Annotated in this window: 15 protein-coding genes; 5 read left to right on the top strand and 10 right to left on the bottom strand. The window is 72.4% G+C overall.

Annotated elements, in window-relative coordinates; all coding sequences use genetic code 11:
- Positions 1-62: 62 nt before the first annotated feature.
- The 5 genes from IG78_RS44870 to IG78_RS0112445 all read right to left on the bottom strand — a co-directional run bounded on the left by IG78_RS44870 (position 63) and on the right by IG78_RS0112445 (position 12090).
- Positions 63-2216 carry a serine/threonine-protein kinase gene (locus IG78_RS44870; RefSeq protein ID WP_031129224.1) on the bottom strand — a complete coding sequence of 718 codons (2154 nt, stop codon included), beginning with the start codon at positions 2214-2216 and terminating at the stop codon, positions 63-65.
- Positions 2217-2308: 92 nt separating this feature from the next.
- On the bottom strand, positions 2309-4084 hold the full coding sequence (locus tag IG78_RS0112460; RefSeq protein ID WP_030562211.1) for a serine/threonine-protein kinase: 1776 nt from the start codon (positions 4082-4084) through the stop codon (positions 2309-2311).
- A gap of 305 nt (positions 4085-4389) precedes the next feature.
- Entirely contained in the window at positions 4390-7641 is a 3252-nt protein-coding gene (locus IG78_RS0112455) for a protein kinase (protein WP_030562209.1), read from the bottom strand.
- Positions 7642-7785: 144 nt separating this feature from the next.
- The gene (locus IG78_RS0112450; protein WP_030562207.1) at positions 7786-10071 is read right to left on the bottom strand and encodes a serine/threonine-protein kinase; all 2286 of its coding nucleotides are present in this window, start codon (positions 10069-10071) and stop codon (positions 7786-7788) included.
- A 312-nt stretch (positions 10072-10383) separates the two neighbouring features.
- The gene (locus IG78_RS0112445) at positions 10384-12090 is read right to left on the bottom strand and encodes a glycerol-3-phosphate dehydrogenase/oxidase (RefSeq protein WP_030562205.1); all 1707 of its coding nucleotides are present in this window, start codon (positions 12088-12090) and stop codon (positions 10384-10386) included.
- A gap of 284 nt (positions 12091-12374) precedes the next feature.
- Between IG78_RS0112445 and IG78_RS0112440 the strand changes: the two genes are divergently transcribed.
- Together IG78_RS0112440 and IG78_RS0112435 are read left to right on the top strand one after the other, a co-directional pair.
- Positions 12375-13628 carry a nucleotide sugar dehydrogenase gene (locus IG78_RS0112440; RefSeq protein WP_030562203.1) on the top strand — a complete coding sequence of 418 codons (1254 nt, stop codon included), beginning with the start codon at positions 12375-12377 and terminating at the stop codon, positions 13626-13628.
- A gap of 101 nt (positions 13629-13729) precedes the next feature.
- The gene (locus IG78_RS0112435) at positions 13730-14350 is read left to right on the top strand and encodes a hypothetical protein (protein WP_030562201.1); all 621 of its coding nucleotides are present in this window, start codon (positions 13730-13732) and stop codon (positions 14348-14350) included.
- A gap of 132 nt (positions 14351-14482) precedes the next feature.
- Here IG78_RS0112435 and IG78_RS0112430 read toward each other — a convergent pair whose 3' ends face one another.
- From IG78_RS0112430 to IG78_RS0112415, 4 genes are all read right to left on the bottom strand, one after another.
- Positions 14483-15607, bottom strand: coding sequence for a GuaB3 family IMP dehydrogenase-related protein (locus IG78_RS0112430; RefSeq protein WP_030562200.1), 1125 nt, complete (start codon positions 15605-15607; stop codon positions 14483-14485).
- A gap of 265 nt (positions 15608-15872) precedes the next feature.
- Positions 15873-17384, bottom strand: a complete 1512-nt coding sequence (gene guaB / locus IG78_RS0112425; RefSeq protein WP_030562198.1) for an IMP dehydrogenase — start codon at positions 17382-17384, stop codon at positions 15873-15875.
- A gap of 927 nt (positions 17385-18311) precedes the next feature.
- Entirely contained in the window at positions 18312-18887 is a 576-nt protein-coding gene (locus IG78_RS0112420) for a sigma-70 family RNA polymerase sigma factor (RefSeq protein WP_030562196.1), read from the bottom strand.
- A gap of 266 nt (positions 18888-19153) precedes the next feature.
- Positions 19154-19765: a response regulator transcription factor gene (locus IG78_RS0112415; RefSeq protein ID WP_003948568.1), complete on the bottom strand. Its 612-nt coding sequence runs from the start codon at positions 19763-19765 to the stop codon at positions 19154-19156.
- 435 nt (positions 19766-20200) lie between these two features.
- Here IG78_RS0112415 and IG78_RS0112410 point away from each other — a divergent pair, with 435 nt between their 5' ends.
- On the top strand, positions 20201-20515 hold the full coding sequence (locus IG78_RS0112410) for a WhiB family transcriptional regulator (protein WP_030562194.1): 315 nt from the start codon (positions 20201-20203) through the stop codon (positions 20513-20515).
- A 136-nt stretch (positions 20516-20651) separates the two neighbouring features.
- Here IG78_RS0112410 and IG78_RS0112405 read toward each other — a convergent pair whose 3' ends face one another.
- Positions 20652-21548 carry a LysR family transcriptional regulator gene (locus tag IG78_RS0112405; protein ID WP_030562193.1) on the bottom strand — a complete coding sequence of 299 codons (897 nt, stop codon included), beginning with the start codon at positions 21546-21548 and terminating at the stop codon, positions 20652-20654.
- Positions 21549-21638: 90 nt separating this feature from the next.
- On the opposite strand from IG78_RS0112405, the gene IG78_RS0112400 reads away from it, so the two are divergent.
- Together IG78_RS0112400 and IG78_RS0112395 are read left to right on the top strand one after the other, a co-directional pair.
- On the top strand, positions 21639-22316 hold the full coding sequence (locus IG78_RS0112400) for an MOSC domain-containing protein (RefSeq protein ID WP_030562191.1): 678 nt from the start codon (positions 21639-21641) through the stop codon (positions 22314-22316).
- Positions 22317-22405: 89 nt separating this feature from the next.
- Entirely contained in the window at positions 22406-23179 is a 774-nt protein-coding gene (locus tag IG78_RS0112395) for an SDR family NAD(P)-dependent oxidoreductase (protein WP_030562189.1), read from the top strand.
- Positions 23180-23337 lie beyond the last annotated feature (158 nt).

Below are 23337 nucleotides of genomic sequence, written 5' to 3'. Positions count from 1 at the left end.
GTACGCGAGCGAGGGTGACGACGGGGGCGACGACGGGGCGACCACTGGGGAGCGTGCGCACGTCAGCGGCGTACGAAGGTGTCCACCGCCGTGTCGAAGTACCGGCGTGCCTCGCGCACCCGGTCCACCGGCGAGGACACCCAGACGTGATACATCCGGCCGTTCTCCTCCCAGCACAGGTCGAAGGTGTGCCGGGCGCCGCCGTCGGCGCCGGAGCCGTCCCAGGTGTACTGCCACAGGGCGGCGGGCCTGCCGTTGCGGGTGGTCTCGGTGACCTCGCCGTCGCGGTAGCCGCGGAGGTCGCGCGGGCCCGCGGCGTCGGAGCGGCGCTGGGCGGCGAGTGGGTTCCCCGGCGCGGTGGTGTCCTTGTCGATGCCGATGCGGACGACTCCGCCCGGTGAGCTGTAGTAGGTGCGCGGGCCGTCCGTCTCCCGGACGTAGCCCTTGGGCACGGCGAGGGTGAAACCGCGCGGGTCCTTGGCTATGCGGTAGTTCTGGGGCGCCTCGGGGGTGGACGGGCGGGCGGTGTCCGGGGTCCTGGTGACCGTCGAGGTCGCCGTCGGCCGCGGCACGGAGTCGTCGGACGCGTCCGGGGCCACCGAACTGGGCGGCACGGTCCGCACCCCGTCCCCGTCCCGCCCGAGCAGCAGCACCGCGGCCGACACGGCACCGACCGCCACGGCGGCGACGAGGGCGGCGGCGATGAGCATGGTGCGGCCCCGTCGTAACGCCGGTACGGCGAGCGGGGCGGACGGGTGGGGCGGCCCGGGCCTGGCCCTGCGGCCGGGCGGATGCCAGGGCGGCGCGGCGCGCTTGGGCACGGAGGGGCCGCCCTGGGCGGGCGGGTCGCCTCGCGTGGGCGGGTCGCCTCGCGTGGGCGGAGCCCCCCAGGCGGGCGCGTCACCGCGGGCGGGCGGGTGCCCCCAGGCGGGCTCGTCACCGCGGGTGGGCGCGTCTTCGTGCGCGGGCGGGTGCCTCCAGGCGGGCTCGTCACCGCGGGTGGGCGCGTCTTCGTGGACGGGCGGATCACCCCAGGCATGCGGGTCACCACGGCCACGCGGCTCCCCCCAGCCGGGCGGGTCACCACGGGCAGGCGCGTCACCACGGGCAGGCACGTCACCGCGGGCAGCCGAGTCCCCCCGCTCAGGCCACTCAGGCACCTCACCGCGAGCAGACGGATCCCCCCGGTCACGCGCCTGGCCCCCGCCGGGCAGGGCGCCCCGGCCAAGCGGACGGCGACCAGGAAGCCCGTACAAACCGGAAAGTCGCGTCAACCGGGGGCGCGCCGCCCGCCCCGCACGCTCCGTGCGCCCCGCACGCCCCGCACGCAGTGCGAGCAGCCGCCACCCCGACCCCGGCTCCTCCCCGGGCAGCGGCGGCATCACCCCGGTGGCAACGTACTCGCGCAGCAACCGCTCCGCGCCGGCCGCGTCCAGGCGGCGCTCCGGGTCGCGTTGGAGGAGGCCGCGGACGACGGGTGCGATCGGCTCGGCGCCGGGAGGCGGCCGTATGTCGTCGAAGACGACGGCGTGCAGCACCCCGCCGATCGAATCGCGCCGGAACGGCGACTCGCCGCTGACCGCGGCCACCAACAGCGCGCCCAGCGACCACAGGTCGGACTTCGGACCGCTGCGCTCACCGGACATCCGCTCCGGCGCGGTGTACTCCGGTGAGCCGACGAACGTACCGCTCTCCGTGAGCGTCGTCGCGCCGGAGACCTGCGCGATACCGAAGTCCGTGAGCACGACCCGGCCCGTGGCTTCTTCCAGGAGGACGTTGGCGGGCTTGAGGTCACGGTGCAGGACGCCCGCGGCGTGCGCGGTGCCGAGGGCGCCGAGCAGGTCGAGGCCGATACGCGCGGCGGCCTGCGGGCCGATCGGCCCCGACCTGGCGATCCGCCCGGCGAGCGAACTGCCCTCGATCAACTCCATGACAATGTACGGACGTTCCTGATGGACGACGACGTCGTGCACCACGATGATGTGCGGATGCTGCAACTGCGCGACCGCACGCGCCTCGCGCAGGGTGCGCTCGCGCTGCTCCGCGGCCTCCTCCTCGGAGAGCGTCTCGCCCAGGGGCAGTTCCTTGACGGCGACACGGCGGCCGAGGAGCTGATCGGTCGCGCGCCACACGACGCCCATGCCACCCCCGCCGATCCGTACCTCCAAGCGGTACCGGCCGGCGATGACTCGGGTACGGTCACCCAGGCTCCCCATGCGGCCATCATGCCCCACAGGTCTGGCCGCGGATCCTCTCCGCCCGGGAAAGCGGCCAGTTCAGGCCCGTATGCGACGGTGAGCGGCCGGTGTCAGACGCGCCAGCCGCGCAGCACCGCGTCGAACTGTTTCCGGGCCTCGCCCCAGTTCTCCTCCGGCGCCGACATGTAGATCACGTATTCGACGTTGCCCGCGGTGACGTACGACTGCGAGACGGCGCGCCGCGGGCCCTTCGTGGTGTCGCTGGCCCCACCGTTCCAGGCGAATTCCCAGAGCGCGCCCGGCCGTTCGAGGAAGGTGTTGGAGCTCATGTGCAGACGCCGGTAGCCGGGCGACTTCTGCACCTGCTTCTCCAGGGCGAGCTGGTGCTGGTACGGATTGGCGTAGTCCGGGCTGCGGTCGATGCCGATGCGTAGGAAGCGGCGGCCGTCGTCGGGCGTGTAGTCGATCTGGCTGCCGTCCACGCGCCGTTCCCAGCCCTTGGGCAGCATGAGGCTGAAGCCCTCCACGTCGTTCACCCGGACCCAGTCCTCGGGCACACCGCCGACGACGTCGCCGCCCTTGCCCTTGCCGTCCTTCTCCTTGCCGCCGTCCTGCCCCTGGCTCACCTCCTTGCGGTCGCCGTCGCCACCGCCGAACTGCAGATAGCCGAACACCGCGCCACCACCGAGCAGCGCCGCCGCCGCGACCAGGGCGACCACCCGGGGCCAGTGACGGCGTCCGGCACCCGATCCGGTGGCTGTGGGGGCGGTGGTGGCGTACGGGGTTCCGGCGCCGTGTGTGGTCGCCGCGGTGTGCGTGGCGGCCGTGCCGTACGGGGCCTGGAGGTGCGGAGCGGAGGTGTGCGGCGTGTGCGGCGTGTGCTGCGCGGACGCGGCGTGCGGGGGCTGCTGGGCCTGGTAGGGCTGGTAGGCCTGCTGGGGTGGCTGGGGCTGCTGGGGTGGCTGGGGCTGGGAGTGCGGCGGCGTCGGCGAGTGCGGGGCCGGAGTATGACCCCCCGGTGGCGTCTCCTCGTGCACCCGCGTGGGCACGTACCCCTGCGCGGGGCCCGGATACCGCCCCTCCGCCGCCTCGGCCAGCATCCGCTCCGCCTCGGCCGCCGTCGGCCGCGCGTCCGGGTCCTTGCGAAGCAGCGCGGAGATGACGGGCCCGAGCGCGTCCGCGTACGTGGAGGGCTCGGGCTCCTCGGTCACCACGGCCTGCATCGTGCCGAGCGGCGAGGTGCGCCGGAACGGCGAGTTGCCCTCGACGGCCGTGTACAGCGTGGCGCCGAGCGCCCACAGGTCGGCGGCGGGACCCGGGTTCGCGCCGCTGACCCGCTCGGGCGCCAAGTAGTCCACGGAGCCGACGACTTCCCCGGTGCGGGTGATGGTCGAGTCGCCCTCGATCGCGGCGATGCCGAAGTCGGTGAGGAGGACCCGGCCGTCCTCGGAGAGCAGCACGTTGCCGGGCTTGATGTCACGGTGCAGCACCCCGGCGCCGTGCGCGGCGCGCAGGGCCCGCAGAACCCACAGGCCGATGCGGGCGGCCTCGCGCGGCTCGATGCGGCCCTGCTCCCTGACGGCGTCCGCGAGCGAGTGCCCCTCGACGAGCTCCATCACGATCCAGGGCCGGTCGTCGTACTCGAGCACGTCGTGGACCGTGACGACCGCGGAGTGGTTGATCTGCGCCTGAGCGCGCGCCTCCGTCTGCGTCCGGGTGAGCAGGACCTCGCGCTCGGCCTCCTGCACCCACTGTGCCGCCGTCAGCTCCTTGACGGCCACGACGCGGTGCAGCACCTCGTCGCGCGCACGCCATACGCGGCCCATGCCGCCGCTGCCGATGGACTCACCGAGCCGGTAACGGCCGGCGAGGAGCAGGCCCTGCATCTGATTCACGTTCCCCCGCAGTCGGTATTGACAGGGCCAGGTTCCTGAGGTTTGCCAGTGCCCAGATTAAGGAGCAGTGCACGCGCAGGGAAAGGGAGGGGGTTATCGGAGACAGCACTGTGACGCTGACGGAGGCCCGGCGCGGGTCGGGCGAGCGGCCGGACACGAGGCTGACGTGGACATTTGACGACCCGACACCGGACGGACGCGGTCGGTACATGACCTCCCAGCGGACGGTTGTGGCCGGTACGACCTTCCGGCGGACGGATGCGGTCGGTAGGCGACCTTCCTGCGGACAGGATCGGTCAGCCTGTGACCCGGTACGAACTCGACGCCTGCTCGTACAGCCGGGTCACCTCGTCCCGTTCGGCCTCCGGCCCACGCACCTGAAGGACGTGGTACTTCCCGTCCACGACCATCGCGAGATTGCGTACGTAGACCTCGGCGCCGTCGGCACCCTGCCAGGTGAACTGGCCCTCGGCCATGGAGCGGCCGCCCACGTCCACCCGGCGCAGACCGCTGGAGGTGGCCCAGGACGAGTCGCGGAACGGCTGGAGTTCGTGTTCGTCCTCCTTCTGGTACTTCATCGGGTCCGTGCCGTGGTCGCCGGTGCTGTCGCGGCCGGGAACGACGAGCAGTTCGAACCTTCCGTGCGTGTACACGACCTGGCCACGGCCGTTCTTCGGGTGCCGGTCCCAGCCGTTGGCCACGGCGACGCGGAAGCCCTCGGCGTCCTTGCGCACCGTGAAGCCCGCCGCGACATCGGGGTCGGTGGTCTGCGGCTCCTGCGAGCCGGGGGTCTCCTCCGGGGCGGGCGACTTGCCGGTCTCGCCGTCGGCGCCACCGGAACCGCCGCCTCCGGGTTCGCCGTCCGGGCTCGGGTGACCACCGACGGGTTCCGTGCTCGCCCCGCCCGCGTTGCCGGTGCGCCCCGCGCCCTCGTTCTCATCGGACTTGGGCATGAACAGCATCGCGTACGCGACAGCCGCCACCAGACCGGCGAGTATCACGACGATCAGCAGCCGCCCAAGCGAACGGGGGCCACTCGCCGGCCGTGGCGCGCGCTCGGGCCGCGGCGCGCGCACCGGCCTGGTGTCACGGGCCCGTTCGGCGCCGTGCTCCCGGCCGCGTGCCCTGTCCCGCTCCCTGCCGCGCTTGTGACGACCGTGCGCGGTGCCGTCGCCGGTCGGTACGGGGGCGGGCGGGCGTCGCTTGCGGACCATCTCGCCCCGACGGCGTACGACGGGCAGCCTGCCGCCGTCGTACGGGGGCGCGGGCACCACGTGCGCGCCCGCCTCGGGCTCCGGCGCCGACCGCACGAGGGAGCGCAGCCAGCCGCTCAGCTCCTCGAAGTCGATCCGCTCGGTGGGGTCCTGACGCAGCAGCGACTCGACGACGGGCCGCAGCGGACCGCACTCCTCCGCGAACGCGGGCGGCTCCGCGCACACCAACTGCACCAGCTCGGCCGTGCTGTCCTCCGGGTACGGCGCGTGGCCCTGGACGGCACGGAAGAGCAGCGCGCCGAGCGCCCACAGGTCGGTCGCGGGACCGATGGGCGCGGCCAACTGCCAGTTCTCGTGCACGGGGCCCGCCTGCTCCGGCGCCCACCGCTCGGTGACGGCGCCGACGACGGTCATCCGGGCGTGCCGGGCCCGCTCGGCGGCCAGCGCGGTGGCGGGACCACGGCGCGGCCTGCGCGCACCCGCCGGGTCGCCCCAGCCGCTCTCGCGCGGGTGGTCGTCGGTGGGGTTGGTGGCGTCGCCGTCGGGGGCGGCGGGGGCGGCTTGCGGAGCCGACGTGGAGGGCGCGGGCTGCCGTGCGGGCGGGACCTGCTTGGTCAGCGCCTTCGCCTGGGGCGGGCGTGCGCCCGGCGCGTACCGGGTTTCGTGCGCCTGCTGGGGGTCGTGTGCGCCGCGCGCGCCCGGGGTGCCCTGCGCGGGGACGGCCTCGGTGCGCGGCACGGCTCCGTGCCACGGCGTCTGCTGCCGCTCCCGGACGCCGTACGGGTCCGCGATGTGCCCCACCTGACCACCGGCGCCACTGTCCGCCTCCAGAGCGGCCGCGTCGGCGCCGCGCTCGGCCTCGCTCACCCGGGCCGCGGCACGCGCGGCACCCGCCCGGTACGCGGCGATGGCCCCGGCCCGCGCCGCCCGCAGATCCCGCTCGGCGGTGCCGTACGGCTTGGCTCCGGCGTAGGACTCCGGCCCGGCGGCACGCTCGCTTCCGGCGTATGACTCGGGGCCGCCCTGTTGCTCGGGCCCGGCGTAGGTCTCCGTCCCGCCGTAGGGCTCGGCCCCGGCCCCGCCCAGGGGGTCGTCCGCGCGCCGCGCCACCTCGATCGCGGCGTGCCCACGCGCCCCGATGCCCTCGCCCGGCCCGCCGTACTCGTACCCGTACCCGTCATGGCCGCCGTACTCGTACCCGTCGCGGTCGCCGTCGCGGTCGCCGTCGCGGTCGCCGTCGCGGTCGCCGTACCCGTCGCGGCCGCCGCCGCGGTCACTCTCGTACCCATCACCGCCGCTGTCGCGGTCACCGTACTCGTACCCGTCACGGCCGCCGTCGCCGTACCCGTACCCGTCACCGCCGCCGTCGCGGTCACCGTACTCGTCGACGCCGCCGTGCCCGTCATGCTCATCGGCGTGCCCGCGCCCCGCACGCCCCTCGTACGCGCTGTCTGCGTACTCGTCACGACCGCCGTACTCGTCACGACCGCCGTACTCGTCGCCCCCGGAAGCCCGTGCCTCCGGCGCAGGCGCGGACTCAGGCCCAAGCCCAGGCCCAGGCCCCTCAAGAGAGTGATCCGGCGCCTGCTCCAGCGGGCCGCCCCCCTCGGGCACCGTGAAGCCCGCGAAGTCGTCCTCCTCGGGCCGCGGGTCGTACCCGCACAGCGCCTCTTCCGCCGCGCCCGCGGCGAGGCCCGTCAGCATCACGCGGCCGTCGTCGCAGACGAGGACCGTGCGCGCGGTGATGTTCCGGTGCACCCAGCCATGTGCGTGCAGCACGCGCAGGGCCGTGACGACATCGGCCGCGAGCTCCGCGGCCCGGAACGGGTCCAGCGGCTTGTCGGCCAATAACGCCGCGAGCGGACGGGCCGCCACCCGTTCACTCACTATCCACAACGACCCGCCCTCGGCGAACACATCGAAGATCTGGTCGAGCCGGGGGTGGTCGGGGATGCGCGCGGCGGCCTGCGCGGCCTCTATGGCGCGCAGCACCGCGGGGTCGCTCGGCCTGCGCGTCGCGCGCGGCCCCGCGCGCCGGGCGCCACCCTGCGCCGCGCTCCCGCGCGCGCTACGGAACCCCTTGGGCAGCCCGCCGGGCAGGACGTCGCTCAGGTCACCGTCGCCATACGCCTCGTCGCCGTACGCCTGGTCCCCGTACGCCTCGTCGCCGAGCACCTCGGCCTCGACGATCTCGGGCAGCGGCACCTGCCTGACCAGGACTTCCTGGCCGCTGTAGGTGTCGAAGGCTCGGGTCTCTGCGAGTTCGTACTCGTCGGCCGGGGGCAGGGGCAGGCGGTAGCGGTCGGCGAGTACCCGTCCCGCATAGTCGTCCACGATGCCTCCCCCGATCCGCCCGGCGGTCAATTCCGTTCGTCTTACGGCTCGTTGCGGCTGCTTACCCTCCGCAAGCACTCACGATACGTGCCACAACCGAACCGTATTGAGGGGATGCGAGATCTCACCGGCCCCGCCCCGCCGTCACTTCTTGGGCTCGAAGGTCCGGGTGAACGTCTGCCAGGTGTCGCGACGCTGGTCGCTCCCCCAGTCGTCCGCCTTCGCGGTGTACATCATTCCGTAGCCCAGGCCGCCGTTCACTATGAAGCCGCGGTCCACCGAGCGGTACTTGGTGCCGCCGTCCACGTAGGTGAATTCCCAGTCCGCCGTGTTCCAGCCGCGGAAACCGACCTTCTCTATGCGGATGCGGTCGTACTGCGCCCTGCGCATGGCCGACTCCTGGTTCTTCCAGTCCGCCACCGGGTTGTCCTTGGGCGTCGTGGTCCAGCCGATCAGCAGCTTCTGGTCGTTCGGCCCGGTGAAGCGGGCGCCCGCGCGGTCGGTCGAACGGAACTTCCAGCCCTTCGGCAGACCGATCGAGAAGCCCTGGGAGTGCTTGTACGTCTCCTCGGCGCCGTCTTGCGAACCCTTGCCGCCGCCGATGGCCGAACCCTGCCCGGAGTCGTCCTTGCCGGAGTCCGGGTCGGAGTCGTCCTCCTTCTCCTTGCCCTGGCCGCCCTGGTCGCCCTTGCCCTTGTCGGCACCGGAGCCGGAGTCCTCGTCCTTGCCGGAACCCTTGTCCTCGCCCTCGCCGCCCGCGGTGGCGCCGCTGGACGAGGACGAGTCTCCGTTCTTGTCGCCCTTGCCGCTGTTCGAGCTGTCATCGCCACTGAGGGCGAAGGCGAGGACCGTGCCGAGGACGGCGAGTGCGACGGCCACCGCGATGATCACCAGGGTGCGCCGGGGCACCACGTCGGTGAGCGGCGCCCGGGCCGGCGGCCTCGGCGACCCGCCAGGCTGCGCCGGGACCCGGGCAGCGCCGTGCGAACCCGATCCGGCGCCGACGGAGTGCACGCCGCCCCCGACACCCGCACCGGCCGCCCCTGCGCCCGTACCCGCGCCCTTGCCCGTACCCGCGCCCTTGCCCGAGGCCGGACCCGAACCGCCCCCCAGCGCCGCACCCGCGCCCGCGCCCGTGCTCGTACCCGTACCAGCACCAGCACCAGCACCAGCACCACGCTTGCCGCCCCGCTCACCCGCACCGGCCCCGCGGTCGCCCACGCCGACCGCCCCGGACGAAGCAGCCACTCCGGACCCCGCGGCACCGGCACCCGCACCGGCGCCCGCGCCACGAGCCGTCGCCGCGGCCGCCTTCTTGCGCACCGAGCGGAACGCGCCCTTCAGCCGTTCCGCGGCCTCCTCGCCCTTACGGATTCCCGAAGCACCCGCGGAACCCGAAGAACCGGCAGAACCCGCCGATCCCACGGGACCCGGGGAACCCGAGGAACCCTTGGGACCCTTGGCACCCGTAGAACCCGGCGCACGATCCCCCGGCGCCTGCGGCGGAATCGGCGGCAGCGGCACCACCTTCGTCGCGTCCAACGGCTCGTCCTGCGCCTTGGGCTCAGGAAGGTCGGGCGCGTTGATGACTTCCTGGAGCATCGCCCGCGCGCTCGCGTCGTCGAGCCGCTGCTCGGGGTCCTTGGCGAGCAGGCCGTAGATGACCTTCTCCAGCAACGGCCCGGCGTTCTTCGGGGGTTCGACCGCCTCGGTCATCACGGCGGTGAGGGTCGCTATGGCCGAGCCCTTGTCGTACGGAGGCACGCCCTCCACGGCCGCGTAGATCAGACCGCCGAGCGACCACATGTCGGCCGCGGGGCCAGGCTTGTGGCCGCGGGCACGCTCCGGCGAGATGTACGAGGGGGCGCCGACGAGCATGCCCGTCGACGTGATGGACGGGTCGCCCTCGACCTGCGCGATGCCGAAGTCCGTGAGGACGACGCGGCCGTCCTCGGCGATGAGCACGTTGGACGGCTTCACGTCGCGGTGCAGGATGCCCTCGCGGTGGGCAGAGCGCAGCACGTCGAGCACGGCGAGGCCGACCTCCGCGGCCCGCCGCGGCGTCAGGAGCCCGTCCTCGCGGACGGCTTCGGCGAGGGACTTGCCCTCGACGAGCTCCATCACGATCCAGGGGCGGTCGTCCTCGTCGACCACGTCGTAGACCGTCACGGCGCTGGTGTTGCGGATCCGGGCGATCGCCTTGGCCTCGCGCAGCGTGCGCGTGATGAGGCGCCGCTTCTCGTCCTCGTCGATGCTCGACGGGAAGCGCAGCTCCTTCACCGCGACCGTGCGGCCGAGCGTCTCGTCCTTGGCCCGCCAGACGGTGCCCATGCCGCCACGGCCGAGCACGTCACCGAGCCGGTACCGCCCCGCGAGGAGACGTGCGCTCTGATCCTGACGAGCCTCGCCCGCCTGCTCCGCCTCCGACATGCGTCCCCTCAACTACCCGCACAACCCGCCCTGACAGAGCCTTCATTGTCCCTCACCCGGGGACCGGTCAATGCCGCGGGTCCGGCGTCCCACATCATGGACACCCGGGGCCGCCCCACCCCTGCACACCAGCCCAAACCACCCCACCCATAACTCCCTTGGCCGCCCTCCTCGGGTCAAACCGCCCAGAACCCCTGACCACTCCTTGACTGCTTGCTGACAACCTGCCTACTTGTTGACAGTCCCGGCCCTGGCGTGTCACCGAGCTGTCGGGCCCCGCGGTGGGCTCGTCGGCCCACCGCGGCCCACGGGTCACAGCGGCACGATGTCCGGCGCCCCGAGCCGCGCCGCGTCCGCCGTCAGGTCGTCGGGCTGGCGCTGCGATTCGCGCTCGGCCTCCACCCGCTTCTCGTAGTGCTGCACTTCGCGCTCGATCTGGTCCTTGTCCCAGCCGAGCACCGGCGCCATCAGGTCCGCGCACTCACGGGCGCTGCGGGTGCCGCGGTCGAAGGTCTCGATGGAGATGCGCGTGCGGCGCGTGAGGACGTCGTCGAGATGGCGGGCGCCTTCGTGGGACGCGGCGTAGACGACTTCGGCGCGCAGATAGTCGTCGGCCGCGCCGAGGGGGTTGCCCAGGGACGGGTCGGCGGCGACCAGTTCGAGCACTTCCTCCGCCAGTGCGCCGTACCGGTTCAACAGGTGTTCCACGCGGACCACATGCAGGCCCGTGCGGGCGGCGATGCCGGCGCGGGCGTTCCACAGGGCGCGATATCCCTCGGCCCCGACGAGCGGGACGTCCTCCGTGACGCACTCCGCGACGCGCTGGTCCAGACCGTGCACCGCCTCGTCCACGGCGTCCTTGGCCATCACGCGGTACGTCGTGTACTTGCCGCCCGCGATGACGACCAGGCCCGGGGCGGGGTGCGCGACCGTGTGCTCGCGCGACAGCTTGCTGGTGGCCTCCGACTCGCCGGCGAGCAGGGGCCGCAGGCCCGCGTACACACCCTGGACGTCGTCGCGGGAGAGCGGGACCGCGAGCACCGAGTTCACATGCTCCAGGAGATAGTCGATGTCCGCGCTGGAGGCCGCGGGGTGGGCCTTGTCCAGGTCCCAGTCGGTGTCCGTCGTCCCGATGATCCAGTGCCGGCCCCAGGGGATGACGAAGAGGACGCTCTTCTCCGTGCGCAGGATCAGGCCCGTGGAGGAGTTGATGCGGTCCTTGGGGACCACCAGGTGGATGCCCTTGGACGCGCGGACGTGGAACTGGCCGCGCTCGCCGACCATCGCCTGGGTGTCGTCGGTCCACACGCCCGTGGCGTTCACTACCTGTTTGGCCCGGACCTCGTACTCCCCGCCGGCCTCGACGTCCTGCACCCGGGCGCCGACCACACGCTCGCCCTCGCGCAGGAACCCGGTGACACGGGCACGGTTGGCGACCTTCGCCCCATAGGCCGCGGCGGTGCGCACCAGCGTGGCCACATAGCGGGCGTCGTCCATCTGGGCGTCGTAGTACTGCAGGGCGCCGACGAGGGCTTCCTTCTTCAGGCACGGGGCCACGCGCTGGGCGTGACGCCGGGTCAGGTGGCGGTGGCCCGGCAGGCCCCGGCCGTGGCCGCGGGCCATCGACATGGCGTCGTACAGGGCTACGCCCGAGCCCGCGTACAACCGCTCCCAGCCCTTGTGCTGGAGCGGATACAGGAACGGGACGGGCTTCACCAGATGGGGTGCGAGCCGTTCGAGCAGCAGGCCGCGCTCCTTGAGGGCCTCGCGGACCAGGGCGAAGTCCAGCATCTCCAGATAGCGCAGGCCGCCGTGGATCAGCTTGCTCGACCGGCTCGACGTGCCCGACGCCCAGTCCCTGGCCTCCACCAGGCCCGTGCTCAGGCCGCGGGTGACCGCGTCGAGGGCTGTGCCCGCGCCGACCACGCCCGCGCCCACGACCAGGACGTCCAGCTCGTGCTCGGCCATGCCCGCCAGTGCCCCGGCGCGCTCCGCCGGGCCAAGAGTCGCTGTCCTCACCGCTGCCTCCCGTGCTGTTCGGGTGTGGTCGCGCTCACATCATGCCCAGATTCCCGCCGGGTCCGCCGGGCGAGGGCGCCGCCTGTGGATAAACCCCGGCCTCCCGGCCCCGGTGCCGGTCCCCGCGCCGACAACACTCCGAGTTTCTGAGCAGCCCAATCCCGCAAATCGGTCATATTTACTCCTAGTCTGACATTGCGGTCGCCCGTTCTGTCCACAGGACTTGCGCGATCGACACGCTTTGGCTACATCCGCTCGGCTATTGGGAAGGACGGCTCACCGCCATGCCAGCTGACCTCGCCGTCATCGGCCTCGGCCACCTCGGCCTCCCCCTCGCCCAGGCCGCCGCCGCAGGCGGCGTCGCCACCGTCGGCTACGACCCCGCCCGCGCACCCGACCTGGCCTGCGGGCGCCTTCCGGGCGACGGCACCGAAGGGACGCTCACCGCCGCCGACGTCCGCCGGATGCTCGCGGGGGGCTTCCGGCCGACCACCGACCCCGCCGAGCTCGGCCGCGTCCGCACCGCCGTCATCTGCGCGCCCACGCCCCCGGCCGCGGACGGATCACTGGACCTCGGCCAGGTGGCCGAGGCCGCCCGCGCCCTGGCCGCGCGCCTGCGCCCGCACACCACGGTCATCCTGGAGTCACCCGCGTACCCCGGAACCACAGAGGAATTCCTGCGCCCCCTCCTCGAAGAGGGCTCGGGCCTGCGCGCCGGACGCGACTTCCACCTCGCCTACTCCCCCGGCCGCATCGACCCGGGCAACCGCACCCACGGCTACGCCGGCACCCCCAAGGTCATCGGCGGCCTCACCCCCGCCTGCACGGAGTCCGCAGCCGCCTTCTACGGCCGCCTCACCGACAAGGTCGTCCGCGCGCGCGGGCCGCGGGAGGCCGAGACCGTGCACCTCCTGGAGACCAACTACCGGCACGTGAACATGGCCCTGGTCAACGAGATGGCCGTGCTCTGCCACGACCTCGGCATCGACCTGTGGGACGTCATCCGCTGCGCCGAGACCAAGCCGTTCGGCTTCCAGGCGTTCCGGCCGGGACCCGGCGTCGGCGGCCACGGGCTCCCCCTGGACGTGCCAGGACCCACACGCGGCATCCGCCCGCTGCGCATGGTCGAACTCGCCCAGCAGGTCAACGACCGCATGCCGGGCTATGTGATCCAGCGTGCCGCGACCCTGCTCAACGAGCACGGCAAGTCCGCGCGCGGCGCCCGCGTCCTGCTTCTCGGCGTCACCTACAAGCCGGACGTCGCCGACCAGGCGGGCGCCCCCGCCCAGGAGATCGCCGTCCGCCTCCGGGAGCTCGGCGCGGCCGTCAGTTATCACGATCCCTACGTCGGCCACTGGAACGTTCTCGGCCATCCCGTGCCCCGCGCGGACACCCTCTACGAAGCGGCCGCCGACGCCGATCTGACGATCCTGCTCCAGCACCACCGCACCTACGATCTCCAGGGCCTGGCCGTGAAGGCCCAGCTCCTGCTTGACACCAGGGGTGCCACTCCGGCGGGCGCCGCGCACCGCCTCTGATCCTTCACCGATCCCCCTGGGGGCCATGACCCGCTGCTGCTACCGTGCGGAACCAGTCACTTACCGCACACCAGTGCACCGATGTCCCAGGGGGAAATCTCATGACCCAGCCCACGCCTCCAGGCCAGGGCGGCCAGCAGCCCTACGGCCAGCCGCAGCAGCCTTACGGCCAGCCCCAGCAGCCCTACGGCGGCCAGCCCGGCTACGGCTACCCGCAGCAGCCCCAGCAGCCTTACGGCCAGCAGCCGCAGCAGCCGTACAACCCCTTCCCGCAGCAGCCGCAGCCCGGCGGCTTCCCGCCGCCGCCCGGTCCGGCCGCCCGGAACAACATCGGCCTCGGCGTGGCCGTCGCCCTGGTGGCAGCCCTGGTGGCCGCGGGCATCTACGGAGCGATCATCGGTGCCACCGAGCACGAGATCGGCTGGGCCGCCGTCGGCGTCGGCTTCGTCGTGGGTCTGGCTGCGGGCAAGACGGGCGGCGCCAACCCGGCGCTCGGGGTCCTCAGTGCCCTCTTCTCGCTCGGCGCGGTCTACCTCGGCCAGCTCATCGGCGCGGCGATGGTCATCGCCGACAAGACCGGCCTGGCGTTCTCCGACATCTTTTTCGACCACTTCGACGCGCTCCAGGAGGCGTGGTCGAACGACGCCGACGCGATGACCTTCGTGTTCTTCGCGATAGCCGCCATCGCGGCGTTCGGCGGCGCGAAGCGAGCCGCTCAGTAGCGCGACACGCGCCGACGTCACCGGCACCCGCCGGAACGCACGTCACCGGAACACACGTCACCGGAACGCACGGGAGCCCGGGCCGCCTGACAAGGCGGCCCGGGCTCCTCGCTGTTCAGCGCCCCGAAGGGATCAGCGGCTGTGCTCCGAGTCCGCGACCGTGACCTCGACCCGCTGGAACTCCTTGAGCTCGCTGTAGCCCGTCGTGGCCATGGCCCGGCGCAGCGCCCCGAAGAAGTTCATGGAACCGTCGGGGATGTGTGAGGGTCCGGTGAGGATCTCCTCGGTGGTGCCGACCGTGCCGAGGTCGACCTTCATGCCGCGCGGCACGTCCTCGTGGACGGCCTCCATGCCCCAGTGGTGGCCCTGGCCGGGCGCGTCGGTGGCGCGGGCGAGCGGGGAGCCCATCATCACGGCGTCCGCACCGCAGGCCACGGCCTTGGGCAGGTCGCCGGACCAGCCCACGCCGCCGTCGGCGATGACGTGGACGTAGCGGCCGCCGGACTCGTCCATGTAGTCGCGGCGGGCGGCGGCCACGTCGGCCACGGCCGTCGCCATCGGCACCTGGATGCCGAGGACGTTGCGCGTGGTGTGCGCGGCGCCACCGCCGAAGCCGACGAGGACACCGGCCGCGCCGGTGCGCATCAGGTGCAGCGCGGCCGTGTACGTGGCGCAGCCGCCGACGATCACCGGGACGTCGAGTTCGTAGATGAACTGCTTCAGGTTCAGCGGCTCGGCGGCACCGGAGACGTGCTCGGCCGACACCGTCGTACCGCGGATCACGAAGATGTCCACGCCCGCGTCCACGACGGCCTTGGAGAACTCCGCGGTGCGCTGCGGCGACAGGGCGGCGGCGGTGACGACGCCGGAGTCGCGCACCTCCTTGATGCGCTGGCCGATGAGCTCCTCGCGGATGGGCGCGGAGTAGATCTCCTGGAGGCGTCGCGTCGCCGCCTCGGTGGGCAGTGCGGCGATCTCGTCGAGCAGCGGCCGCGGGTCGTCGTGGCGCGTCCACAGGCCTTCGAGGTTCAGCACGCCGAGGCCGCCGAGCTCACCGATGCGGATGGCCGTCGCGGGCGAGACCACCGAGTCCATGGGGGCGGCGAGGAAGGGCAGCTCGAAGCGGTAGGCGTCGATCTGCCAGGCGATCGAGACCTCCTTGGGGTCCCGGGTGCGCCGACTCGGTACGACGGCGATGTCGTCGAAGGCGTACGCCCGGCGGCCGCGCTTGCCGCGCCCGATCTCGATCTCAGTCACGTGTGTGGCCCATCGCTTTCTTCCGCACTCACTCGGCCCGTCTCGGGCACTCACTCGCCCCGTCGTCGGGCACTGCGTCGGCCCGCCGTCCGGTACTCGGTCTGCCCGTCCAGTATCACCGACACACGGGAAGGGGGCGGCCCCGGGAATACCCGGGCCGCCCCCACGCGCGCGTGCGTCGCACCGTCGCGGGCCCGCAACCGCGGTTGCGGCAGCGGCTGGGCATGCGGCGGGACCGGCACCGGCCGGTCCCCGTCCGGCTTCGTCAGCCGCGCTTGTTCGCGTAGTTCGGCGCCTCGACCGTCATCTGGATGTCGTGCGGGTGGCTCTCCTTGAGGCCCGCCGAGGTGATCCGTACGAACCGGCCGCGCTCCTGGAGCTCGGGCACCGTGCTCCCGCCCACGTAGAACATCGACTGGCGCAGACCGCCCACCAACTGGTGCACGACCGCCGACAGCGGACCGCGGTACGGCACCTGGCCCTCGATGCCCTCGGGCACCAGCTTCTCGTCGGAGGCGACGCCCTCTTGGAAGTAGCGGTCCTTGGAGAACGACTTCGTCTCGCCGCGCGACTGCATGGCACCCAGCGAGCCCATGCCCCGGTAGGACTTGAACTGCTTGCCGTTGATGAAGAGCAGCTCGCCGGGGGACTCCTCGCAGCCCGCGAGCAGCGAGCCCAGCATGACCGTGTCCGCACCGGCGACGAGCGCCTTGGCGATGTCTCCGGAGTACTGCAGTCCACCGTCGCCGATCACCGGGACACCGGCCGCCTTGGCGGCGAGCGACGCTTCGTAGATAGCCGTTACCTGCGGTACGCCGATACCGGCGACCACGCGGGTGGTGCAGATGGAGCCCGGTCCGACGCCCACCTTGATGCCGTCGACACCGGCGTCGATCAGCGCCTTGGCGCCGTCGCGCGTGGCGATGTTGCCGCCGATGACGTCCACGCCGCCGGAGTTCGACTTGATCTTGGCGACCATGTCGCCGACGAGCCGGGAGTGGCCGTGCGCGGTGTCGACGACGATGAAGTCGACGCCCGCCTCGATCAGCGCCTGCGCGCGCTCGAAGGCGTCCCCGGCGACGCCGACGGCGGCACCTACGAGGAGGCGGCCCTCGGCGTCCTTAGCGGCGTTCGGGTACTTCTCCGCCTTCACGAAGTCCTTGACCGTGATGAGGCCCTTCAGGACACCGGCGTCGTCGACGAGCGGCAGCTTCTCGATCTTGTGCCGGCGCAGCAGTTCCATGGCGTCGACACCGCTGATGCCGACCTTGCCGGTGACGAGCGGCATCGGCGTCATGACCTCGCGGACCTGGCGCGAGCGGTCCGCCTCGAAGGCCATGTCGCGGTTGGTGACGATGCCGAGCAGCTTGCCCGCGGCGTCGGTCACCGGGACGCCGCTGATGCGGAACTTGGCGCAGATCGCGTCCGCCTCGGCGAGCGTGGCGTCCGGGTGCACGGTGATCGGGTCCGTGACCATGCCGGACTCCGACCGCTTCACCAGGTCGACCTGGTTGGCCTGGTCGGCGATCGACAGGTTCCGGTGCAGCACGCCGACGCCGCCCTGGCGGGCCATGGCGATCGCCATCCGGGACTCGGTGACCTTGTCCATCGCCGCCGAGAGCAGCGGGACGTTCACCCGGACGTTCTTCGAGATGTACGAGGCGGTGTCGATGTCACCCGGCGCCATGTCGGACGCGCCGGGCAGCAGCAGCACGTCGTCGTAGGTCAGCCCGAGTGTCGCGAATTTCTCGGGCACTCCGTCGACGTTTGCAGTCATGACACCTTCCCCAAATGGCCTTGCTCGGTGCGGATGTCCATGCTAACGGGAAGCATGGCTCTCTCATTCCACGGTGCCCGTGGGGCCGCGGGTTCGTAGGTTTCTACAGCTACGCTGCGGCGCAGACCTGGCGGACCGCCGCGGCGGCCACGGAAGGCCCCCCCGGCTCCGCCGGGCGCGGACCTCCGCCGGGCTCGGCACCGCCGGAGTGCGCCGTAGCTGATCACCGCTGCGGCGGACAAAATCTTCTCCCGGCTCCGCCACCAGGCACGGACCATGGCCTGGCCCGGCACCGCCGGAATGCGTCGTAGCGGCTGATCGCCGCTGCGGCGGACAAGGACTACCCCGGCTCCGCCGGGCACGGGCCTTGGCCGGGCTCGGCACCGCCGAAGTGCGCCGCAGCGGCTGATCACCGCTGCGGCGGAGAAGAACCCGCCGGACGGCGTTTCCCTCCCCGGAGTGGCGAATGTCTCCAAGCCCCCACTACGAACGAGGTGCGTTCACCGCAGCACAGATAAAGCCCGTCCGGCGTTTGAGGACGAGCGCGCCAGCGCGACACCCACCCCACGAGCGGCACCTCCCCAACCACCCACGGCACGAGATCAAGCCCGTCCGGCGATTAAGGACGAGCGCGCCAGCGCGACAATCCACCCCACGAGCCGCACCTCCCCAGCCACCCACGGCACGAGATAAAGCCCGTCCGGCGATTGAGGACGAGCGCGCCAGCGCGACAATCCACCCCACGAGCGGCACCTCCCCAGCCACCCACGGCACGAGATAAAGCCCGTCCTGCGATTGAGGACGAGCGCGCCAGCGCGACAATCCACCCACCAGCCGCTCCTCCCCAACCGCCCACGGCGCGAGATAGAGCCCGTCCTGCGATTGAGGACAGCGTGGTGGAAAGGGCGGGTGGGCGGGGGAGAAAAGCTACTGCCCGGCCAGCGCGCGCAGGCGGCTCAGGGCGCGGTGCTGAGCAACCCGCACCGCCCCGGGCGACATACCGAGCATCTGCCCGGTCTCCTCGGCCGTGAGCCCAACGGCGACCCGCAACAGAAGCAGCTCCCGCTGATTCTCCGGCAGATTAGCGAGCAGCTTCTTGGCCCACTCGGCATCACTGCTGAGCAGCGCCCGCTCCTCGGGCCCGAGCGAGTCATCAGGCCGCTCGGGCATCTCATCCGAGGGCACAGCGGTGGACCCGGGATGCCGCATCGCCGCCCGCTGCAGATCGGCGACCTTGTGCGCGGCGATCGCGAAGACGAAGGCTTCGAAGGGCCGCCCGGTGTCCCGATAGCGCGGCAGCGCGAGCAGCACCGCGACACAGACTTCCTGCGCGAGGTCCTCGACGAAGTGCCGTGCGTCACCGGGAAGTCGGGACAGGCGGGTGCGGCAGTACCGCAGCGCGAGCGGGTGGACGTGGGCAAGCAGGTCGTGTGTGGCCTGCTCGTCCCCCTCCACGGCGCGTAGGACGAGGGCACCGATCACCGTCGTCTTGTCATCGCGCATCGGTCCATGGTGCCTCGGCGCCGACTGATCCGTGGCACCGCGTCCGTAGTTGTGCACTGAAGCGTTATGAGCGGGTGCGCCGGAACTCATCTCCCGCACCCTCCCCTCCCGCTCGGCCGACTCGTCCCCAAGGAACTCCACACCTCAAGGATGCGGCATCGGCGGCGAAGCGCCACAAGCCGTTCCTCAAGAGGACTCCGACGGGCCTCCATGGCCCCGCCCGCCGCAGGGCGGGCGGGAGACACCGTGCCCCCGCCGGGGCCCGCTCAGCGAACCAGACCCCAGCGGAAGCCGAGTGCCACCGCGTGCGCGCGGTCCGAGGCGCCGAGCTTCTTGAACAGGCGCCTGGCGTGCGTCTTCACCGTGTCCTCGGAGAGGAAGAGCTCGCGGCCGATCTCGGCGTTCGACCGGCCGTGGCTCATCCCTTCGAGTACTTGGATCTCACGCGCGGTGAGCGTCGGGGCCGCGCCCATCTCGGCCGAGCGGAGCCGGCGCGGGGCGAGCCGCCAGGTCGGATCGGCGAGCGCCTGCGTGACGGTCGCGCGCAGCTCGGCGCGCGAGGCGTCCTTGTGCAGATATCCGCGGGCGCCCGCGGCGACGGCGAGCGCGACGCCGTCGAGGTCCTCGGCGACCGTGAGCATGATGATGCGCGCCCCCGGGTCGGCGGAGAGCAGTCTCCGCACGGTCTCCACACCGCCGAGACCGGGCATGCGTACGTCCATCAGAATCAGATCCGAGCGGTCGGCACCCCAGCGGCGGAGAACCTCCTCGCCGTTGGCCGCTGTCGTCACGCGCTCGACGCCGGGCACGGTCGCGACCGCGCGGCGCAGCGCCTCTCGGGCGAGCGGGGAGTCGTCGCAGACGAGGACGGATGTCATGGCCGTCCTCCGCAGCTGATGCGCGTCACCTTGAGCCTCCAGGCTGGTACAAGTCGTCACCTGTGCGATTGACGCACTCGGACACCTGCCCGAGCGCTTGTTCTTTCAACCGCTTCCGCACTCTCAACGACGGTCACTCGAAAGAGTTACGGGGCACTCAGACACCTTCGGCACTCTACGTGAGGGCGCGGACACGGCACAGGCGGCGCGTGCCGAAGCGCCTTCCCGCCGGTCACCGACAGGCCGCGCGGCGCGGCGTCCGAAGCGCGTGCGACGTACGCCCTTCGAGGCCTATGCCCCATTTAGCGGCTTTTCTTCCCTTTTGCTGGTGTCTGTGGCTAGATTCGTAATGAGTCATATTTTCATCTCCTTAGACAGTAGATGTACTGTCATGGGCACCGTATCCGCGTCAGAACGGCTACCAGGAGACACGCAATGGCAGATTTCTCCCGCCTTCCCGGACCGAACGCAGATCTATGGGACTGGCAGCTCCTCGCGGCCTGTCGCGGAGTGGACAGCTCGCTCTTCTTCCACCCGGAGGGCGAGCGCGGCGCGGCACGGAGCGCGCGCGAGAACTCGGCCAAAGAGGTCTGCATGCGATGCCCGGTGCGCGCGGAGTGCGCCGCGCACGCACTCGCGGTCCGCGAGCCGTACGGCGTGTGGGGCGGCCTCACGGAGGACGAGCGCGAGGAACTCATGGGCCGCGCCCGCAACCGTCTGGTGACGGCGGGCAGTGGCGGCACTCCCTGAAGGAACGTTTCTTCACAGCCTCGGCGGCACAGTCTCGGTGGGACAACCTCGGCGGGACGGCCCCAGCAGCACAGCCCGGCAGCACGGCCCCGGCAGCAGGGCCCGGCGCACATCCGGGCGCACAGCCGTGCCCCGCTCAGCGCGCGGCGGCCCGCGCCAGGTGGTCGAGCGTGGCGGCCACCGCAGGCACCTGCGCCAGGTCCGGCAGCGTCAGGGCGACGATCTCCCGGCGCACGGGGGGCTCCACCGTGACCGCACGGGCGCCCTTGGGCCGTACCGACTCGATGGCGAGCTCGGGCAGCACCGCGACTCCGAGGCCCGCCCCGACAAGGCCGACCACCGCCGGATAGTCGTCCGTGGCGAAGTCGATCCGGGGCGCGAAGCCCGCGCCCTCGCACACCTCCACCAACTGCCGGCGGCAGCGCGGACAGCCCGCGATCCAGGACTCGTCGGCCAGCTCCCCGATGGTGACGCTCCCGGCCTTCGCCAGCGGGTGCTCCTCCGGTACGAGGCCGACGAGCCGGTCGTCGAGAAGGGGCCGTACGACGAGGTCGTCCCACTCCTCCGCACCCGCGGCCCCCGCGTACCGGAAGGCGAGCGCCACGTCGCAGTCGCCCTCGCGCAGCATCTCCACCGAGCGCGGCGGCTCGGCCTCCTCCAGGGAGACACGGGTGCCGGGATGCGCGGCACGCAGGGCGGCGAGCGCGCCAGGGACGAGACTGGAGGAGCCGCTCGGGAAGGAGACGAGGCGGACCCGGCCCGCGCGCAGACCGGCGATGGCGGCGACCTCCTCCTCGGCCGCGGTGAGCCCCGCGAGGATCCCGGCGGCGTGCCGGACCAGGGACTCACCGGCCTGGGTGAGCCGCATCTCGCGACCGGTGCGGATGAGCAGCGGCGTGCCCACCGACCCTTCGAGGGCCTTCATCTGCTGGCTGACGGCGGGCTGGGTGCAGCCGAGCTCGCGGGCCGCCGCCGAGAAGGAGCCGGTGGCGGCCACGGCGCGCAGGACACGGAGATGACGGGCCTCGATCACGAGTCGAGCATAAGGGATTCTTGGGAGCACCGGCCAATACCGCGCGGAAACTTTGAGAGGATTTCGAGGCCGCTCACTTAGCCTGACCGGATGAAGCTTCTCTCCGTGAACGCGGGCCGGGCCAGAGCCGTCGACTACACCGACTCCCCCACAGGCAGCACCGGAATCGACAAACTGCCCGCCGAAGGCCCCGTCCGGGTGACCGCCCCCGGCCCGAAGGGCACCGCGGGCAGCGGCGTCGCCGGCGACACGGTCTGCGACCTGCGCCACCACGGCGGCAACGACCAGGCGGTGTACGCCTTCGCCCGCGAGGACCTCGACGAGTGGGAGCGCCGCCTCGGCCGGACGCTGCGCAACGGCGGCTTCGGCGAGAACCTCACGACGTCCGGCGTCGACGTGAACGGCGCCCTGATAGGCGAGCGCTGGCGGGTCGGCCCCGACCTGCTCCTCGAGGTGACCTCCTCGCGCATCCCGTGCCGTACGTTCCAGGGGCACCTGGGTGAGCGGGGCTGGGTGCGGCGGTTCACCCAGGCCGTGCTGCCCGGCGCCTATCTGCGGGTCGTCGAGCCGGGCACGATCCAGGCGGGCGACCCGGTCGAGGTCGTGCACCGACCGGACCACGAGGTCACCGTCGCCCTCCAGTTCCGGGCCGTGACGACGGAGCGCGCGCTGCTGCCGGAACTGCTCGCCGCCGGGGACGCGCTGCACCCCGCCGCCAGGGCGAAGGCGCTCAAGTTCGTCAAGCAGCGGCAGGCGCAGGGGAACTGACGACGGATCGGCGCGGCGCGCGGCCCGCGGGGCCAGGGCGCGCCGGGCTCGTGGCAGACGCACGCCCCTGGCCTCACTAGCCTTGGTCCATGACTACGGCTCTCATCACGGGTTCGACCGCGGGCATCGGCGCGGCTTTCGCGCGCCGCCTCGCCGCCGACGGGCACAATCTCGTCCTGGTCGCGCGCGACACGAAGCGGCTGCGGGAGCAGGCGACCGAGTTGCACGACCGGCACGGCATCGAGGCGGAGGTCCTCACCGCGGACCTCGCCACGGAGGACGGCATCGGTGCCGTCGAAGAGCGGCTCGGCCGCCGCCGCGACGGCGTCGACCTGCTCGTCAACAACGCCGGCTTCGGCAACAAGGGCCGCTATCTGGAAGTGCCGCTCGCCGACGAGCTGACGATGCTGAAGGTGCACTGCGAGGCGGTGCTCCGGCTGACATCGGCGGCGACGGACGCCATGCGCGAGCGGGGCCGCGGCGGCGTCGTGAACGTGGCGTCGGTCGCCGCGTTCGTGCCGCGCGGCACCTACGGCGCGTCCAAGGCGTGGGTCGTGCAGTTCACGCAGGGCGCCGCGCGGGACCTGGCGGGGTCCGGGGTGCGGCTGATGGCGCTGTGCCCCGGCTTCGTCCGTACGGAGTTCCACGAGCGGGCCGGCATGGGCACCGACAACATCCCCAACTGGATGTGGCTCGACGCCGACAAACTGGTCGCCACGGCCCTCGCCGACCTGGCCCGCGGGAAGTCCCTGTCGGTCCCGGACCCGCGGTACAAGGCCCTGATGGGCGTCGTGAAGATGACACCGAGAGCGCTCCTCGGCGGCGTCACGTCCAGAACGGGCCGCAAGTACGGACCTCAGTAGTCCTCGTAAGGCCCGATAGTCCTCGTAAGGCCCGACCGGAGCGCCTTTAAAGTGGCGCGGGGAACTGCGCGAGGACGGACCACGGTCCGCACCCGGCGACCGGAAGCAACCCGGCAGACGCAGAGCCGAAAGCGCGAAGGCCCGACCCCCCGCGACGG

Source organism: Streptomyces aureocirculatus (assembly GCF_000720475.1).
Classification (GTDB): Bacteria; Actinomycetota; Actinomycetes; order Streptomycetales; family Streptomycetaceae; genus Streptomyces; species Streptomyces aureocirculatus.
The sequence above is the reverse complement of the archived record's forward strand: the minus strand, read 5'-3'. Positions and strand labels throughout refer to the sequence as shown.

What these genes read in the sequence shown, in the direction of transcription:
- IG78_RS0112410 (WP_030562194.1), top strand. Translation starts at nt 20,201, where the DNA reads ATGGCAGATTTCTCCCGCCTTCCCGGACCGAACGCAGATCTATGGGAC.
- IG78_RS0112435 (WP_030562201.1), top strand. Translation starts at nt 13,730, where the DNA reads ATGACCCAGCCCACGCCTCCAGGCCAGGGCGGCCAGCAGCCCTACGGC.
- IG78_RS0112395 (WP_030562189.1), top strand. Translation starts at nt 22,406, where the DNA reads ATGACTACGGCTCTCATCACGGGTTCGACCGCGGGCATCGGCGCGGCT.
- IG78_RS0112400 (WP_030562191.1), top strand. Translation starts at nt 21,639, where the DNA reads ATGAAGCTTCTCTCCGTGAACGCGGGCCGGGCCAGAGCCGTCGACTAC.
- IG78_RS0112450 (WP_030562207.1), bottom strand. Translation starts at nt 10,071, where the DNA reads ATGTCGGAGGCGGAGCAGGCGGGCGAGGCTCGTCAGGATCAGAGCGCA.
- guaB (WP_030562198.1), bottom strand. Translation starts at nt 17,384, where the DNA reads ATGACTGCAAACGTCGACGGAGTGCCCGAGAAATTCGCGACACTCGGG.
- IG78_RS0112460 (WP_030562211.1), bottom strand. Translation starts at nt 4,084, where the DNA reads ATGCAGGGCCTGCTCCTCGCCGGCCGTTACCGGCTCGGTGAGTCCATC.
- IG78_RS44870 (WP_031129224.1), bottom strand. Translation starts at nt 2,216, where the DNA reads ATGGGGAGCCTGGGTGACCGTACCCGAGTCATCGCCGGCCGGTACCGC.
- IG78_RS0112440 (WP_030562203.1), top strand. Translation starts at nt 12,375, where the DNA reads ATGCCAGCTGACCTCGCCGTCATCGGCCTCGGCCACCTCGGCCTCCCC.
- IG78_RS0112415 (WP_003948568.1), bottom strand. Translation starts at nt 19,765, where the DNA reads ATGACATCCGTCCTCGTCTGCGACGACTCCCCGCTCGCCCGAGAGGCG.
- IG78_RS0112420 (WP_030562196.1), bottom strand. Translation starts at nt 18,887, where the DNA reads ATGCGCGATGACAAGACGACGGTGATCGGTGCCCTCGTCCTACGCGCC.